The organism is Streptomyces cinnamoneus (assembly GCF_002939475.1).
In the GTDB taxonomy this organism is placed as follows: Bacteria; Actinomycetota; Actinomycetes; order Streptomycetales; family Streptomycetaceae; genus Streptomyces; species Streptomyces cinnamoneus_A.
Genome location: NZ_PKFQ01000002.1, coordinates 53221 through 68892, shown reverse-complemented (window position 1 = coordinate 68892; position 15672 = coordinate 53221). Strand labels below are relative to the sequence as shown.

Sequence of the window (15672 nt, the reverse complement as noted above, 5' to 3'; positions counted from 1 at the left end):
CCGACGAGCGGTCACGGAGCGTCGGGACGGAACACATCTGCCGTGGATGCCAGCGGCCTCTGGTACGCCCAGGTGCCACCACGGCCCATGGCCCATGTTCCGACGCCTCACTGGGCTCATCGCCCCGGTTTCCCGCTCACTCGCTTGATGGCTGAGGCAAGTGAGACAGGGGAAGCCTCCCGGAGCTTCGCGCAGGCCCAGGGGGCTTACAGCGCCCCAGAGTGAGGCCTGCGACTCGGGGCACCTCTCGGGTTTCACGCGCCCGCCTCCGGCCGGCTGCCGCTTCCTGTGCCGTCTTACAGGCGTGGTGCCCCTGGCACAGCGACCACAGCGCCTCTAGCCGGTGACCGTCCGGGTCGAAGTGGTGGTCCACCTCGGTGGCCTCCTCGAAACACGGCAGCCCCGTGTCGTAACGGACCCACCGACACAGGTGCGCGTCCCGCAGCAGGACGGCGGCCCGGATGCGCGGCCAGTTGCGCGGGAGTTCCGCATGGCGAGTACTGGTGGACCAGTTGCCACTCACAGCACACCGCCCCACGTAACCCAGTCGACCCATCGGCGCTGACACCATATGAACAACGCCAAGCGCGCACTTACCGCTCTCACCCTCGCGGGAGCTGCCCTGTCCCCGTCCCGAACGCCATTGACGCGGCCGCGAGCGCCTCAAGGAAACGATTCAGGGGCTGAAGAGCAACCCGGAAACAGCGGGACTCGCGGACAACCTCGTCACCATCTCGAAGTACACCAACGCCCCGTCCCACGCCTCGCACGACGGGAGAGGCGGGAACGGGAACTCGGCTGCCCGGTTCGGAGACCGGGAGCAGGAATGAGCAGGGGGCCGTGCCGACCATCACCGACTCGGTCTCCGGGCAGGGCGCCGGCAGTGGGCGCCCTGCCTTCCGTGCCGCGGCCCCTGCGGAAGCCGCGGCGGTTCCTGCGCGGGCAGGGCGCCCCGCCGGCTGGCGGCCCCGGACCGGGACGGTGGTTCCCGGACCGGGTCGCGCGGACTAGGCCGCGGTGGCCGCCGCGGTCGCGGCTTCGGCCTCGGCGCGGGCCTGGGCGCCCCGGGCGCGGGTGCGCTTGGAGTAGCTGATGGTCCAGGCGATCAGGACGGCCGGGACGCCGTAGCTCAGCACGGAGTTCACGGTGACCATGCCGTCGGTGGCCAGGGCGTAGGAGAGACCGACGCGGACGACCGCCTCCGCCACGTAGCCGACGCCCCAGCCGAGGGTGATGACGGTGAGCGAGCGGCGGAAGAGCTCGTGCTGCCACAGCCCGTTCCAGTGCGCGACGCCCTCCTTGGTGCCGTCGGTGCCGAACTTGCGGCCCAGGTAGAACATCAGGGGGCGCGGTGCGGCGAGGCTGACGAGGCAGACCACGCCGAACAGGCCCGTGACGGCCGAGTCCTTGACCAGCAGCAGCCTCGTCGAGTGCGGTCCGACGGCGGTGACCACCAGGGTGAGGGCCATGAAGATCATGGTCACGATGGCGAATTCGTCGACGCGGCGGTGCCAGATCAGATAGACGACCGTGTCGACGACGGGCCAGACACCGGAGACCGCGAGCGCGGAGAATTCGCTCCAGCCGGCCGCGGTCAATTGGTTGTAGGTGACAATCGGCAGGGCGACGTTGCAGACGATGGAAACGACCCAGCTGACGACGGTCTTCGCCCCTATGCCCTTGCCGGGCGCGGACGGTTGAGCGGACATGGAATTTCCCCCAAGATCAATTACTAAACGGGGAGGACCTTAGGGGGAATGACCGTGTACAGGCAAACGCGCGCCCGCCCCGCCCCTTACGGGCGGTCACCAGGTCACCGGCAGCGCCTCCGGGCCGCGGTTGATCGAGCCGCGCCGCCACCGCATCTCCTCCTCGCCGACGGCCAGTCGCAGTCCCGGGAAACGGTTCAGCAGCGTCGAGAGCATGACTTCCGCCTCCATCCTGGTCAGCAACGCGCCCACGCAGTAGTGCGCGCCGTGGCCGAACGACAGGTTGGGCGCCTCGTCCCGGCCGAGGTCGAGCCGGTCGGGGTCCTTGAAGACCGTGAAGTCCCGGTTCGCCGCGAGGTACGACACGTACACCACCTCGCCGCTGCGGATCGTCGTCTCGCCGACCTTGAGGTCCTCGGTGGCGATGCGCGGCAGGCCCACGCCGTTGCGGTGGGGGATGTAGCGCAGCAGCTCCTCCACCGCCTGGGGCAGCAGCGAGGGGTGGGCGCGCAGCCGGGCCAGCTGGTCGGGGTGGGTCAGCAGGGCGTAGACCATGTTGGACACCTGGTTCCGCACGGCGTCCATGCCGTTGAGGACGAGCATCACGGCGAGCGAGACCAGTTCGGGCAGACTCAGCTCGCCCTCCACCTGGGCCGCGACCAGCGCACTGTACAGGTCGTCGTCGGGGTGGTCGGCGCGGTGCCGGGCCAGCTCGCGGAAGTAGCCGGCGATCTCGCGCTTGACCGCCTCGCTCTCCTCCTGGGAGTGGTTGCTGGAGAGGATGACGCCGCGCCAGCTCTGCAGCCGGTCCAGGTCGCGCTCCGGGACCCCGAGCAGGTCGCCGATGAGCTGGGCGGGGAACGGCCCGGTCAGGCACTCCGCCAGGTCGGCCGGCGGCCCCTGCTGCGCCATCCGGTCCGTCATCTGCTCGGCGAGTTCCTGGGCCCTGGACCGCAGGGCCGCCACCCTCTTGCGCCCGAAGGTCTGGGCGACCAGGCGCCGCAGCCGGGTGTGGTCGGGCGGGTCGGTGCGGCCGATGCCGCCCGCGGGCGCCACGACGTGCGGGGTCATGCTGGTGACCGGGCGGTTCACCGTCAGGGCGCGGCTGAGGCGCGGGTCCGCGGCCACCAGCTTGACGTCCTCGTACCGGGTGACGAGCCAGGCGTGCCCCTCGCCGAAGCGCATCCGGATGCGGGCTACGGGCTCGTCCTTCAGCAGCCGGTGCAGGAGCGGGTCGAACTCGAGGGCCGGGAGGTGGTCGACGGGCCAGTCGTGGACGGTCCCGTCGTCCGCGGGGCGGGCGGGGCAGGGTTCCGCTGCCGGTGAAGGCTTCGGGGACGTGCTGGTCATGCGGTCGCTCCCTGTCTGGTGCCGGAGCCCTCGGCGGGTGCGGGGCGGGAAGGGCCGTACGTGATGGCTATCCCGGCGATCAGGGACGCGTTCCCCTCGGAGGGGAAATCCACTCGCATGTGTGAGGCGATATTTCGCCATTTGGCGCTATCTCGCCGTATCGGCGCTCCCGCCGGTCCCTCCGTCCGTCCCGAGGATGCGCCGTGCCTCGCGGAGGCCGGAGAGCACGGCGCCGTGGACGGTGCTGCTGTGGTCGGCGCTGGTGGCCTCGCCCGCGAAGTGGAGGCGGCCGCCGACCGGGGCGGCCAGGGCGTCGTGGTCCCCGGGCAGGGAGCCGACGGCGGGGTAGGAGTAGGCGCCGCGGGCGTACGGGTCGGTGCCCCAGCGCGTGACACGGTGGGCCGACGGCTCCTCGACGCGCTCGCCGTAGAGGCCGCGCAGGCAGTTCAGGGCGGCGCGGACGACGGCGGTGTCGTCGAGGTCCTGGAGACGGCGGGCGACGGGCCCGCCGTTGAGGGCGAGGAGCACGGGCGCGCCGACGACGTGCCGCAGGTCGTACCAGTTGGCGAAGGCGCCGTGCGGGGTGCCCTCCTGGCCGATGACCTCGCTCTCGTCCCAGAAGGGGCGCGGGAAGCGCAGGAAGAGCTTGTCGTACAGGCCCATGCCGAGGCGCTCGACGGCGCGCAGCTTGGGCTCGGGGAGAGCCGGGTCGAAGGTGACGGACCCCTCCTTGAGCACGCCCAGGGGGAGGGTGATCAGGGCGCGGCGGGCGGTGAGGACGCCCTGCCCGTCGATGTGGACGGTGACGCCGCCGTCGCCGTGCTCGACGCGGGTGACCCGGTGGCCGAGGCGCACGTCCAGGCCCGTGGCGAGATGACGGGTCAGCTGGCCGTAGCCGTCGGGGAAGACGACCTCGTCACCCTCGTGGTCCTGGCCGGTCACCAGCCCGGAAAGGCACAGCTCTTCGGCGCCGGCGCCCCAGTCGTCCTCGGCCATGCGGCAGCGTGCGTGGAGGACGCGCAGCGCCCGGGCGGGAGTCAGGCCGCTGTCGGCCAGGGCCCGTCGCAGGCCGCTCGCCAGGGACTCGTCCGGGTCCGCGGTGCGGGCCAGCGCGAACAGCCCGGCGCTGACGGCCTCGTGGTCGCGCTGCCGCTCGCGGCACTCGGCGGGGGTCAGGCGGCGGCCGTCGGCGCCGTAGTGGACGGCTCCGGCGCGGACGCCGTAGTCCAGGGTGCCGGCGTTGTTGACGAGCGTGCCGGCGCCGGCCTCGCGGGCCAGGTCCGCGACCGGGTTGCCCTCGACGCCGTGGATCCACGACGCGCCGAGGTCGATGGTCCCGCCTTCCCACCGGTCGCTCCACACCCGTCCGCCGACGCGGTCCCTGACCTCCAGCACGACGACGTCGCGGCCGGCGCGGTGCAGTTCGCGGGCCGCGTACAGGCCGGCCATGCCCGCGCCGACGACCAGCGTGTCCGTGACGGCGCCGGGGGCCTCGGGTGCGGTCCGGCGGCTGCCGGGGCCGGGGAGGGACATGGAGGGGCCTCTCTGGGTGGTCCTGGTGCGATTGTCGGGGCGGGTGCCGGTGGCCGCGCGCCCGGCGGGGACATGCGCCGAGGGCCCCCACCGGTCGGTGAGGGCCCTCGTTCTGCCGTGCGCCACCAGGGACTCGAACCCCGGACCTGCTGATTAAGAGTCAGCCGCTCTGACCAACTGAGCTAGCGGCGCGGGGGAAATACTACCTGATCAGAGGAGTGCGTCGTACGCTCGGGGGTGATCAGCGGTCCCCCCGAGGCACGTCCTGGAGGAGTCATGGCACGAGCAGGCCAGGCGGACGGGGCGGAGCCAGAGCCGTACGACGCGGGTCCCTTCGTCCCGGCGGGCGGCGACCTGCGCGCGCTGCGGGAGGCGGCCGCGGGCTGCCGGGGCTGCCCGCTCCACCGCGCCGCCGGCCAGACCGTCTTCGGCTCGGGCGACGCGTCGGCGCGCGTGGTGCTCCTCGGTGAACAGCCGGGCGATCAGGAGGACCGGCAGGGGCGGCCGTTCGTCGGGCCGGCGGGGGGTGTGCTGATGCGGGCGGTCGACGAGGCCGGCATCGATCCCGCGCTCACGTACGTCACCAACGCCGTCAAGCACTTCAAGTTCGAGCCGTCCCCGCGCGGCAAGCGCCGGATCCACAAGGCGCCGAACCTGCGCGAGATCAGCGCCTGCAAGCCGTGGCTGGCGGCGGAGCTGCGGCTGGTCGGCCCCGAGGTGGTCGTCACGCTCGGCGCCACGGCCGGCAAGGCGCTGTTCGGCTCGTCGTTCCGGGTGGCGGAGAAGCGGGGCGCCGCGCTGCCGATGCCGCCCGTCGACGGGCAGGAGTCCCCCGGGACCGCGCTCGTGGCGACCATTCACCCCTCGGCCGTGCTGCGCGCCGACGACGCGGGGCGCGCCGCCGCGTACGCGGGCCTGGTGTCCGACCTCAAGGTCGCGGCGCGGCTGCTGACCTGACGGCTCGGCACCGGCGGCGCCTTTGATTCGGGAACGACTCCTTCCATATGCTTGCCTCAGGTAACCATATGCCGACACCGGAGGAACCGCTCCATGCAAGCCACCGCCACGACCGCCTTCGTCCACCCCGTGGAAGACACCCTCAACGCCTTCGCCGCCTTCCCGGAGCGCGAGGTGTTAGTCCATCAGGACCGGCGCATCACCGCGGGTGAGTTCCGCGCGCTCGTCCACCGTCTCGCCCGTGCCCTGGAGGGCGAGGGACTCGGCCGGGGCGACGGCGTCACCCTGCTGAGCGGCAACCTGCCGGAGATCATCGCGGCCCGCTACGCCGCCAACCTGATCGGCTGCCGGGTCAACCACCTCTACGGCAAGCTGTCCGCCGAGGCACAGGCCGCCATCGTCCACGACGTCGAGACGCGCGCCCTGATCGTCGACCCGCGCTGCGCCGACCGGGCCGCCGAGGTGACCGCGGCCACCGCCGTGGACAAGGTGCTGGTGCTCGGCCCCGCGAAGGAGGGGACCGATCTGCTGGAGGCGGCCGCCGGGTACCCGGACGAGCCGCTGCCGGCCCGGGGCGAGCCGGACGACATCTGGAGCATCCGCCACACCGGCGGCACCACCGGCCGTCCCAAGGGCATCTGCATGTCCTTCGGCCAGATGAGCGCCTTCCAGCGGATGGGCGCGGAGAAGCCGCTGAGCCACGAACGCCGGCAGCTGGTCTGCACGACCATCGCCCACGCCTCCGGCATGTTCGCCGACAGCACCCTCCGGGGCGGTGGCACCGTGGTGCTCCTCGACGAGTTCGAGCCCGGCGCGGTGCTGGCCGCCATCGAGCGCGAGCGCATCACCGACGTGTTCCTGCTGCCCCCGCTCCTGTACCAGCTGCTGGACCACCCGGACGCGGCGACCACCGACACCTCAAGCCTGCGCGGCCTGATGTACGGCGGCTGCCAGGCCTCCCCGGCACGGATCGCCGACGCGGTGCGGCGCTTCGGTCCCGTGCTGGTGCAGTTCTACGGTCAGAGCGAGGCCGGCGGCATCAGCGTGCTCCCGGCGGACGCGCACGACCTGAAGCACCCCGAGCGGCTACGGTCCGCGGGAACGGCGCTGCCCGGCGTCGAGGTGAGCATCCGCGACGAGGCGGGCCGGCCGCTGCCCACCGGGGAGCGCGGGGAGATATGCGTACGCTCCCGCTCCCTCATGCAGGGCTACTGGAAGCAGCCCGAGCTGACCGCCGAGGTGCTGCGCGACGGCTGGCTGCACACCGGTGACATCGGGTTCCTGGACGACGAGGGCTTCCTGACCGTCGCCGACCGGCTCAAGGACATGATCATCGTGGTCGGCGGCCACGTCTACACGTCCGAGCTGGAGGACCTGCTCAACTCGCACCCGCAGGTCCTGCAGAGCGCCGTCTTCGGCGTGCGGGACGCGGACAGCATGGAGCGGGTCCACGCCGTCGTCGTGCCCCGGGCCGGCGCGGACGTGGACGAGCGGCAGCTGCGCGCACTCGTGCGCAGGGAGCGCGGCGAGATGTACGAGCCGGCCCGCATCACCTTCGCCGCGGCGCTGCCGCTGACCGAGACGGGCAAGCCCGACAAGAAGGAGCTGCGCCGCGCGGCGGAGGAGGCCGCGGCGGCCTGACGGCGGGGCCGTCCTGGTTACGCCTTGGCCTCCGCGTAGCACTCCACCGCCGCCGTGGTGAGGGGGAACCGCACGGGTGTGTCGCCGAAGGCGATGCGCCCGGCGCGGTCCCCCGCCGAGCGGACCGCCTCCACCACGGCCCCGGCCTCCTCCCGCGGGCAGTGCACGATGACCTCGTCGTGCTGGAAGAAGACGAGCTCGGCGCGGAGCCCCGCCAGGAACTGCCGGAGGGTGGCGAGGAGGATCAGCGCCCAGTCGGCGGCGCTGCCCTGGACGACGAAGTTGCGGGTGAACCGGCCGCGGGCCCGGGCGCCGGCCGTACTGCCGTAGCCGGCCGGCTCCTCCTCCTGGGGGATGCCCGCCTCGTCGTCGACGGCGGTGGACGAGGGCGGGCAGGTGCGCCCGAGCCAGGTCCGCACGAGCCGGCCCTCCTCGCCGGCGCGGGCGGCGTCGTCGACGTAGGCGACCGCCCGGGGGAACCGCCGCCGCAGGTCGGCCAGGTGTTTGAGGCCGTCGCCGGAGGTCTGGCCGTAGATCGCCCCGAGCATCGCGAGCTTGGCCCGCTCGCGGTCGCCGGAGAAGGCCCGCTCGGCCAGGTCCGCGTACAGGTCCCGGCCACTGCCGGCCACGTCCATCAGCCCGGGGTCGCGGGAGATCGCGGCGAGCACGCGCGGCTCCATCTGGTCGGCGTCGGCGACGACGAGCCGCCAGCCGGGGTCGGCGACGACCGCCCGCCGGATCACCTTGGGGATCTGCAACGCCCCGCCGCCGTTGGTGGTCCACCGCCCGGAGACTGTGCCGCCGGGCAGGTACTCGGGGTGGAAGCGCCCGTCGCGGACCCAGGACTGCAGCCAGGACCAGCCGTGGGCGGTGTGCAGGCGGTAGAGCTTCTTGTACTCCAGCAGGGGCGGCACGGCCGGGTGGTCGAGCGTGCGCAGCTCCCAGGCGCGCGTGGACGACAGGGCGACGCCCCGGCGCGCGAAGGCCCTCACGATGTCGGCGGGCAGGTCGGGCCGTACGCGCTCGCCGAACGCCTGCGACACCTCCTCGGCCAGCTCCGCCAGCCGCCGCGTCTCCTGACCGCCCGGATACCGCTCCCCCAGCAGCGTGGTCAGCAGGTCCCGGTGCACGTCCGCGCGCCAGGGCACCCCGGCGCGCCCCATCTCGGCCGCGACGAGCATGCCCGCCGACTCGGCGGCGGTCAGCAGGCGCAGCCGCCCCGGATGCCCGGCCCGCTCGATGCGGGACTGCTGGTGCGCGTACACCTCCAGCAGCACGTCGAGCTCGTCGGCGCCGGGCGGCAGCGGCACGGGGCCCGGCTCGAACAGGGACGGCTGCGTCTCGGCCGCCCGCACGGGCGGGTCCGCCGGCACGGGCAGCCCGCGCAGCCGGGCCCAGGCCGCGGCGAGGGAGCGCGGCTGGCCCGACTGGCCCTCCTCATGGCCGATGAGCAGGGCCTCGGCGGCCTCCACGTCGTAGCACCGGTCGACGCGCACGCCCGCTTCGAGCAGCGCCCCGTACGTCCGGGCGGTGGACCGCCACACCCACCGCTCGGCCTCCGGCCGCGACCTCACGGCCTCGGCGAGGCTCCGCTCGGTCACCACGGGGCCGGCTGCCCGGCCCGCACCGTCCAGCGGGCAGAGCCGCACGCCCTCCCCGCCTCTCCCCCCGCTCACTGCCCATTTCACGCGGAGAGTCTCGCAGCAGGGTCTGACAACGCCCCCGCCGCGCGGTCGTCCGCCGCGGGGGTCATCCCTCCTGGAGGACGGACAGGACGTTGCCGGCCGGGTCGGTGAACCAGGCGATGAGGGGCCCGCCGCCGCGGAAGATGCCCTTCTCGTCCGGTTCCAGGCCGGGGTAGCGCTCGAAGCGCACCCCGCGCCGGCCCAGCTCCTCGACGGCCGCCTCGATGTCGTCGACGGGGAAGTTCAGGACGGTGAACGAGGCGGGCGTGTGGTTCTCCTTGGGGTAGACCAGCACCGGGGTGCCGCCGGCGAGGTGCAGGTGGAGCAGGCCGTGGTCCTCCGACACGGTGAGGCCCAGGGTCTCGCCGTAGAAGCGTTTCGCCTCGCCGACGTCGTTCACGGAGAAGCCGCTGAACGCCTTGGTGTCCTTGAACATGCTGGTCTGCCTTCCCTGCCTGCCCCCGCCGGTCGCGGTCCCCACCAGGGTGCCGCCTCTCAGCCGCCGGTGCCCTCCGGCGGCCGGTTGCGGGGCGCGGAGTCACCCGTCGGCGGCAGGTCGCCTCGCTCGGGCGGCGTACCGGCGGCGCCCCGCAGGGGCGGCAGGAGGGCGTCCAGCTCGCGGTCGTCGGCGAGGTGGGCCGACCGGGCGGCGGTGCGCAGGGTGTCGCGGTCGACGGCCTTCCCACCCGCCGCGAGGCGCACCACGTGCCCGTTCCTGGCCAGGGCGTACTCGTGGAAGTCACCCGCGGTGCGGTACCAGACGCCACCGTCCCGCTCGCACGAGACGGCGGCGCCGTCGGCTCCGTACACGGGGACCCGGGGGCAGTCCGCCTCGGTGAGGGCCCCGCGGTCGGCGGTGAGGGTGATCGTGGCGTCGCCCCGGACGGTGGCGTAGACGCTGGAGAAGCCGTCGGCCCCGTGGGCCCCCACCGACTGCCGGGCGACGTCGAATCCGGGTGCGTCGAGGGCGTAGACCAGGTCGGTCGTGGTCCCGATCTCCCGTGCCCGCGCTTCGAGGCCGGCATGGGTGTCCTGCCGGCCGGTCTGACCGGCGCCGGCCGGGCGCATGGTGGGGCCGGCGGACCGGTCCGTGCCGCAGGCAGTGAGCGCGAGGGGCAGGAGGAGGGCCGGGACCAGCGCACGGGCGGAGATGCGGTTCATACCGCCATCCTGCCGACCTGACGTCTGATCAGCCATGTCGGCTTCGTCACCCGGGCGGTCCGGCTCCTCGCGCGCTCGCCGAAAGCCCGGCCGGCGGGCGGCGGACGGTGGCACCATGGCGGCATAAACCGTCGACGGCGCGGGCCGGTACGGGCCGTGCGCGAGGAGGGGAGCCCGATGAGCGGTCTCAGCAAGGGGGTCGGGGCGGTCGCGGTCGCCCTCAAGTGGGATCCCAGCCCCCTCGCCGCCCCGGACCACGACCTGGACCTCGTCGCCGCGACATACCGCGCGGACGCCCCGTACGGCCAACCCGCCTACCTGGTGCACTTCGAGCGCCGTTCGCCGGACGGCACCATCACCCTCAACAGGGACAGCAGGACCGGTCAGGGGCTCGGCTCCGACGAGATCATGACCCTGGAACTCGACCGGCTGGCGGGGGAATTCGTCCGCGTCGTGGTGGGCGTGGTCATCCAGCAGCGCGACGGGCGACGGACCTTCGGCGACGTGGCCAACGCCGGCGTCCGGATCGCCGAGGGGCACGAGGAGCTCTCCCGCGACGACTTCTCCGGCGTCCCGTGGGCCACGGCGGCGACGGTGGCGGAGTTCGTGCGGGACGGCTCCGGGGCGTGGGCGTTCCGCGGAGCCGTCCGCGGATTCGACGCCGGACCCGCGGAGTTCCCCGCCGTGATGGGCGGCCGGACTGCCTGACTGCCGACGCGCCGGGGCGCGTGAAAAGGGCCGGGGCCCCTCACCATCGGTGAGGGGCCCCGGCCGTTCGGTGCGCCACCAGGGACTCGAACCCCGGACCTGCTGATTAAGAGTCAGCCGCTCTAACCAACTGAGCTAGCGGCGCGACATGAATATTACATGCTCTGCCCCCGCGTTCGGTGCACGGGGGCTTCTTCCGGACAGGCCCGTCCACTCGGGACACCCCTCAACCATCCGGTCGCTTCTCCCTTCAACCAGATTTTTTCCGTCAAGCACCTTTCAGGGCAGAAAGATTGGCGATCGATCGTGTTCCGGGCCGTACGCGCGGCGGCTAAAACATGATCGTCAATCGACCTCATGCCTGTGCCCCACAAGGGAGAGAACATGAACAAGCGGATCTGCGCGGCCGTCACCGCGGCCGCAGCCGCCGCCTGCGTGCTCGTCCAGTCCCCCGCCGCCGTCGCGGCGGCCCCCGCCGGCTGGACGGTCCCGTCCTGCGACCGGGTCACCGGCGACGGCTCGGTCACGTTCACCTCCGACGACGGCGCGAGCCTGGCCCCGACCACCGGGACCCTGAAGCCGGTCAGCTACACCCACGGCCTGGTCGCGCTGGACACGCCCAACACCCTGCTGGCCACCCGCAACAGCGAGCTCCAGCGCTCGACCGACGCCGGCTGCACCTGGACCCGCGTCGCGACGCTCGGCAGCGGCATCACGCGGCTGACCGCCGCCCCCGGCGGCCGCGCCTTCGCCTGGGAGGTCAACGGCGGTTTCCTGGCCCGGGTGGACGGCAGGAAGGTCACCCGGCTCACGTCGCCCGCCGCCGACATCGTGGGCGTGGGCGCCGATCGCAACCGCCCCGGCCACGTACGCCTCGCCGGGGCCGACGGGCAGCTGTACGACTCGACGGACGCGGGCGCCAGCTGGCGCAGCGTGGGCACCAAGGCCTTCGGCGGCGGCACCAACCTCTACGCCGTCTCCTTCGACCCCGCGAACATCGACCACGCCGTCGCGGGCGGCATGGTCAACGGCGGTTCGGTGACCACCGACGGAGGCGCCACCTGGACCGCGTCCACCGGACTGACGACCGCGGGCGGTACGGCGAACCTCTTCCAGGCGGCCGTCTCCCCCGCCGACTCGTCCGTGGTCTACGCGCTGGGCATCGACCTGGTGGAGGCCGCTCCGAGCAGCGGCGCGGAGGGCCGCCACCTCTACCGGTCGGCCGACGGCGGCCGCACCTTCGCCAAGGTGGTCGACGACACCCGGGACACCGAGCTCACCAACAGCACCCTGCTGGCGCCGAGTCCGGCCGACGCGAACGTGCTGTACTTCGAGTACGGCACGTATTTCCAGGCCTACGGAACGGACCTGTACCGCCTGGACGCGTCGACGGGCAAGGTCACCAAGAACCACAACGCCCACGACGGCATCTCGGCCATCGCCTTCAACCCGGTCCAGCCGAAGGTGATGTACCTGGGCCTGGAGGAAGTGAAGGTCGACTGAGCACGGCCGGCCGCCCACGTCACCCGTGGGCGGCCGGTGCCGCGCCGGTCAGTCCGCCGTGGAGAGCCCCAGCTCGTCCCACGCCTGCCGCAGCACCCGGGCCAGCCGGTAGACGTCGACGATCCGGTGGGCGGCGGAAGGGGTGAGCCGCAGGTGCGCCGCCCCGGCGGGCGCGCCGGGCGGATCGACGGCCTGGACGTGGATGCCGTACCGGCCAGCAGGACGCCGGCCAGTTCCCGGCACGTGCGGGCGTCCCCCACGGGCACCGGGAGGACGTGGCTGCGCTCCTCGCCGCCGGGCGCGCCCGCCAGGGGGAGGCCCGACCGGTACGTCCCGCCCGCGGCCGCGTGCCGGGCGGCGTCGCCGGCCCGGTCGCATGACGGAAAGAGCCGGCGGGCATCCTCGGGGAGGATGCACCGCCGGCTCTCCGGCAGGTCAGACGGATGACGGGCTGCGGACGCCGGTCTCCTCGTGCCGTGCGGTCTCCTCGCGGGAGACCGGTCCGCCCCGGGCGACCGGCTCCGACGGCGCCGGCGGGCGGGGGGCGCGGCGGACGGCGGCGACGCCGACTCCGGCGAGCACGATCAGGCCGCCCAGACAGGCCGTCGGGGCCGGTACGGCACCGAGGAGCACGGCGTCCAGCGCCAGGGCCGCGACGGGCACGGCGTACAGGACGAGCGAACTCGTCGACGCCGGAGCCGCGTTGAGGACGCGCGACCACGTGCAGAAGGCCAGGACGGTGCAGGCCAGGCCCAGCCAGACCACCGCCGCGCTCTGCTGCCAGCCGGCGGCGAGCGCCTGGCCGGCCGCCTGGGGGGCGAAGACCAGCAGCGGGAGGAGGCCGAAGAGGCTGCCGTAGAAGATGCAGTCCATGCCGGAGTAGCGGCGCAGCAGGGGCTTTTGCAGGATGAAGGACGTCGCCTGGGCCGCCGCCGCGGCCACGATCATCGCCATGCCCGACCGCGAGCCGCCCCCCTCGCCGCCGGCCGTGGCCACCACGAGGGCGCCGCCGAGGGCCACGAGCAGTCCCGCGATGCCCCACGCGCCGGGGCGTTCGCGCAGCACGAGCATGCCGAGCGCCGTGGCGAAGACAGGGGAGGTGGCCACGAGCATGGCGGCCGTGCCGCCCTCGACGTGGCGCTCGCCCGCGTAGAGCAGCAGCTGGTAGGCGGTCATGCCGGTCACGCCGAACCCGGCCATGCGCAGGGCGTCGCCGCGGCGCAGCCGGCTGATGCGGCCGGTCAGCAGGCACGGCACGAGGAAGAGCAGGGCGAAGGCCAGGCGCAGGACGGCGATGGCCGTCGGGGAATACCCCTCCAGCCCGACCCGGATCGCCGGGAAGGCCGATCCCCACAGGATCGCCGTCGCGGCCATGAACTTCCACGGGGTCGCCACCCGGCGCTCACGCGGCACGGAGAACACCACCCATCGAGTCGGAGGAGGGGAAGAGGCGGGCACGGGAACGCGGGGCCTCTTCGAACCCTGCCGAAGGTAGCGAGCTTTCCCCTATAAGTCGAATAATGAATTCCGTGATTGGATCAAAGAATTCCTTTGACGTTGCCCCGTCGTCCGTCCCCGGATGGCCTGGACGGACCCCGCCGCCGCGCCGGGCCGGGACTCCTCTCGTACGCTCGGAGGCAGACCGGCCCCCTCGGCACTCCCCGACGGCGAAGGAGCACCGCGATGAGCGGTCCCGACACTGCGGACCACGTCAGCGTCCACCTGACCAGCTGCGGTCACGACGACGCCACGGCGGTGTTCGAAGCGCTGGAGAGCGCCTTCCCCTCCGGCTCCAAGGTCCGGGCGGTCGACACGGGCGCGGGCGCCCCCACGGTGTGGTCCACGGTGGTCGACGCGCGGACGCGCGTCGCACCCGGGACGACCGTCCCCTCGCCCCTGGGCGGCGCGGTGACCGTCGACCTCTTCGGTGCCGCCGACCCCGTGCGTCAGGTGCGGGAGGAACTCGCCGCCGCGTTCGGCGTCGAGGACCACGGCACCGTCCCCGGCGAGCACGAGCTGGAGACCCGCCTCGTCCTCACCGCGCACCCGGACCACGCCCCGTCCTGACGGCCGCGGCCGGCCCGGAGGCACGCGGCCACGCCGGCCGCACAGGGGCGGCCCCTCAGGGGCGGCGTGTGTTACGCCACACCGGTGACGACACAGTGTTCACTGGAGTCACACGGGAACAGGCATGAAGTGCCATATTTCACCGACCCTTTGACCACACTGGTCCGACGCGGCAGGGAGCCGGCCTTCGTCCAGGCCGTCCGCTCCACGCTGGCCTCGGTGATCGCCTACGTGGTGGCCCTGTGGCTGAGCAACGAGCCGGCTCCGCTGACCGCACCCCTCACCGCGCTGCTCGTCGTGCAGGTGACCCTCTACTCCACGCTCACCACCGGCATCCGCAGAGTCAACTCCGTGGTCGCCGGCGTGCTCATCGCCATCGGCTTCAGCGCCCTGGTCGGCCTGACGTGGTGGAGCCTGGGACTGATCATCCTGGCCTCCCTGGTCATCGGGCGCTTCGTACGGGTGGGGGAGTTCGTCCCCGAGGTGGCGATCAGCGCCATGCTGGTCCTGGGGGTGACCCGGGTGGCGGAGACCGCCTGGGACCGGGTCCTGGAGACGCTGATCGGTGCGGTCGTCGGCCTGATGTTCGACCTCCTGTTCGTGCCTCCGGTCTGGGTCCAGCCGGCCGGCGACGCCATCGAGGACCTGGCCCGCCGCATGCGGCGGCTGCTCCAGCACATCGGCGAGACCGTCACCGGTCACACCCCGGTCGCGGAGGCGGCCGCCCGCCTCCACGAGGCCCGCCGGCTGGACAACGACATCACGCAGGTGGACGCCTCCCTGCGACAGGCCGAGGACAGCCTGAAGCTCAACCCGCGGGTCAAGGAGGGGCTGCTCTTCCGGGTCGTGCTGCGCACGGGCCTCGACACGCTGGAGATCGCCGCCGTCGTCCTGCGGGTGATCTGCCGCACGCTCACCGACCTGGCCAAGGAACGCACCGAGGAGACCCTGTTCGCCCCGGAGGTCGCGGTCGCCCTGGAGGAGGTCTTCCGCCACCTGGCCACGGCCATCGAGAGCTTCGCCGTGCTGATCACCACTCAGGTGACCGCCAACGCCGAGGAGGCCGAGGACCGGCTGCTGAAGGAGCTCGCCGAGGGCCGGGCGAGCCGCGACCGGGCCGCCCACCTGCTGCTCGACGGCGTCCGCGTCCACCCGCGCCAGTGGCAGCTGCACGGGGCGCTGCTGGCCGAGGTCGACCGCATCCTGGACGAGCTCGACGTGGAGAAGCGCACCGAGCGGCTGGCGGAGGAACTCGACCGCCACTCCCGCGAGCAGATCGAGCGCCACCCGCTGCGCCGCATGCGGCGACGACTGCGCAAGAGCCGCTACGGATGGCGCAGCAGTACGCAGTAGACCCG

14 protein-coding genes and 2 tRNA genes are annotated in these 15672 nt (G+C 73.2%); 6 read left to right on the top strand and 10 right to left on the bottom strand.

Features of this window, described 5'->3' with window-relative positions:
- Positions 1 to 1007 precede the first annotated feature (1007 nt).
- From CYQ11_RS28470 to CYQ11_RS28455, 4 genes are all read right to left on the bottom strand, one after another.
- Positions 1008 to 1709 carry a VC0807 family protein gene (locus CYQ11_RS28470; protein WP_099197949.1) on the bottom strand — a complete coding sequence of 234 codons (702 nt, stop codon included), beginning with the start codon at positions 1707 to 1709 and terminating at the stop codon, positions 1008 to 1010.
- Between the two features lie 96 nt (positions 1710 to 1805).
- Positions 1806 to 3059: a cytochrome P450 gene (locus CYQ11_RS28465; protein ID WP_099197950.1), complete on the bottom strand. Its 1254-nt coding sequence runs from the start codon at positions 3057 to 3059 to the stop codon at positions 1806 to 1808.
- Positions 3060 to 3206: 147 nt separating this feature from the next.
- Complete coding sequence (locus CYQ11_RS28460) at positions 3207 to 4592, bottom strand: flavin monoamine oxidase family protein (RefSeq protein WP_099197951.1); 1386 nt, start codon at positions 4590 to 4592, stop codon at positions 3207 to 3209.
- Between the two features lie 118 nt (positions 4593 to 4710).
- Positions 4711 to 4784: transfer RNA gene (locus CYQ11_RS28455), tRNA-Lys, on the bottom strand.
- 84 nt (positions 4785 to 4868) lie between these two features.
- Here CYQ11_RS28455 and CYQ11_RS28450 point away from each other — a divergent pair.
- Positions 4869 to 5549 (top strand): UdgX family uracil-DNA binding protein, encoded by a 681-nt coding sequence (locus CYQ11_RS28450; RefSeq protein WP_099197952.1) that lies wholly within the window; start codon positions 4869 to 4871, stop codon positions 5547 to 5549.
- Positions 5550 to 5642: 93 nt separating this feature from the next.
- Entirely contained in the window at positions 5643 to 7190 is a 1548-nt protein-coding gene (locus tag CYQ11_RS28445; protein WP_099197953.1) for an AMP-binding protein, read from the top strand.
- Between the two features lie 17 nt (positions 7191 to 7207).
- On the opposite strand, the gene CYQ11_RS28440 is transcribed toward CYQ11_RS28445, so the two are convergent.
- The 3 genes from CYQ11_RS28440 to CYQ11_RS28430 form a co-directional block, all read right to left on the bottom strand.
- Positions 7208 to 8839: a bifunctional 3'-5' exonuclease/DNA polymerase gene (locus CYQ11_RS28440; RefSeq protein WP_205041775.1), complete on the bottom strand. Its 1632-nt coding sequence runs from the start codon at positions 8837 to 8839 to the stop codon at positions 7208 to 7210.
- Positions 8840 to 8939: 100 nt separating this feature from the next.
- On the bottom strand, positions 8940 to 9311 hold the full coding sequence (locus CYQ11_RS28435) for a VOC family protein (protein WP_099197955.1): 372 nt from the start codon (positions 9309 to 9311) through the stop codon (positions 8940 to 8942).
- A gap of 59 nt (positions 9312 to 9370) precedes the next feature.
- A complete protein-coding gene (locus CYQ11_RS28430; RefSeq protein ID WP_099197956.1) occupies positions 9371 to 10036 on the bottom strand; it encodes a hypothetical protein in 666 nt (221 codons plus the stop codon).
- Positions 10037 to 10213: 177 nt separating this feature from the next.
- Between CYQ11_RS28430 and CYQ11_RS28425 the strand changes: the two genes are divergently transcribed.
- Complete coding sequence (locus CYQ11_RS28425) at positions 10214 to 10744, top strand: TerD family protein (protein ID WP_099197957.1); 531 nt, start codon at positions 10214 to 10216, stop codon at positions 10742 to 10744.
- A 71-nt stretch (positions 10745 to 10815) separates the two neighbouring features.
- On the opposite strand, the gene CYQ11_RS28420 is transcribed toward CYQ11_RS28425, so the two are convergent.
- Positions 10816 to 10889, bottom strand: a tRNA-Lys gene (locus tag CYQ11_RS28420).
- Positions 10890 to 11128: 239 nt separating this feature from the next.
- Between CYQ11_RS28420 and CYQ11_RS28415 the strand changes: the two genes are divergently transcribed.
- The gene (locus tag CYQ11_RS28415; protein ID WP_099197958.1) at positions 11129 to 12247 is read left to right on the top strand and encodes a WD40/YVTN/BNR-like repeat-containing protein; all 1119 of its coding nucleotides are present in this window, start codon (positions 11129 to 11131) and stop codon (positions 12245 to 12247) included.
- A gap of 48 nt (positions 12248 to 12295) precedes the next feature.
- On the opposite strand, the gene CYQ11_RS28410 is transcribed toward CYQ11_RS28415, so the two are convergent.
- Positions 12296 to 12490: a hypothetical protein gene (locus CYQ11_RS28410; protein ID WP_099197959.1), complete on the bottom strand. Its 195-nt coding sequence runs from the start codon at positions 12488 to 12490 to the stop codon at positions 12296 to 12298.
- Between the two features lie 192 nt (positions 12491 to 12682).
- Complete coding sequence (locus tag CYQ11_RS28405; protein WP_243469310.1) at positions 12683 to 13660, bottom strand: DMT family transporter; 978 nt, start codon at positions 13658 to 13660, stop codon at positions 12683 to 12685.
- A 270-nt stretch (positions 13661 to 13930) separates the two neighbouring features.
- Here CYQ11_RS28405 and CYQ11_RS28400 point away from each other — a divergent pair, with 270 nt between their 5' ends.
- Together CYQ11_RS28400 and CYQ11_RS28395 are read left to right on the top strand one after the other, a co-directional pair.
- The gene (locus CYQ11_RS28400; protein ID WP_099197960.1) at positions 13931 to 14314 is read left to right on the top strand and encodes a hypothetical protein; all 384 of its coding nucleotides are present in this window, start codon (positions 13931 to 13933) and stop codon (positions 14312 to 14314) included.
- 129 nt (positions 14315 to 14443) lie between these two features.
- Entirely contained in the window at positions 14444 to 15667 is a 1224-nt protein-coding gene (locus tag CYQ11_RS28395) for an FUSC family protein (RefSeq protein WP_099197961.1), read from the top strand.
- Positions 15668 to 15672: the final 5 nt, after the last annotated feature.

Bases quoted from the DNA above. Each gene is read 5' to 3' on its own strand.
- CYQ11_RS28470 (WP_099197949.1), bottom strand. From the start codon at position 1,709: ATGTCCGCTCAACCGTCCGCGCCCGGCAAGGGCATAGGGGCGAAGACC.
- CYQ11_RS28465 (WP_099197950.1), bottom strand. From the start codon at position 3,059: ATGACCAGCACGTCCCCGAAGCCTTCACCGGCAGCGGAACCCTGCCCC.
- CYQ11_RS28460 (WP_099197951.1), bottom strand. From the start codon at position 4,592: ATGTCCCTCCCCGGCCCCGGCAGCCGCCGGACCGCACCCGAGGCCCCC.
- CYQ11_RS28450 (WP_099197952.1), top strand. From the start codon at position 4,869: ATGGCACGAGCAGGCCAGGCGGACGGGGCGGAGCCAGAGCCGTACGAC.
- CYQ11_RS28445 (WP_099197953.1), top strand. From the start codon at position 5,643: ATGCAAGCCACCGCCACGACCGCCTTCGTCCACCCCGTGGAAGACACC.
- CYQ11_RS28435 (WP_099197955.1), bottom strand. From the start codon at position 9,311: ATGTTCAAGGACACCAAGGCGTTCAGCGGCTTCTCCGTGAACGACGTC.
- CYQ11_RS28430 (WP_099197956.1), bottom strand. From the start codon at position 10,036: ATGAACCGCATCTCCGCCCGTGCGCTGGTCCCGGCCCTCCTCCTGCCC.
- CYQ11_RS28425 (WP_099197957.1), top strand. From the start codon at position 10,214: ATGAGCGGTCTCAGCAAGGGGGTCGGGGCGGTCGCGGTCGCCCTCAAG.
- CYQ11_RS28415 (WP_099197958.1), top strand. From the start codon at position 11,129: ATGAACAAGCGGATCTGCGCGGCCGTCACCGCGGCCGCAGCCGCCGCC.
- CYQ11_RS28400 (WP_099197960.1), top strand. From the start codon at position 13,931: ATGAGCGGTCCCGACACTGCGGACCACGTCAGCGTCCACCTGACCAGC.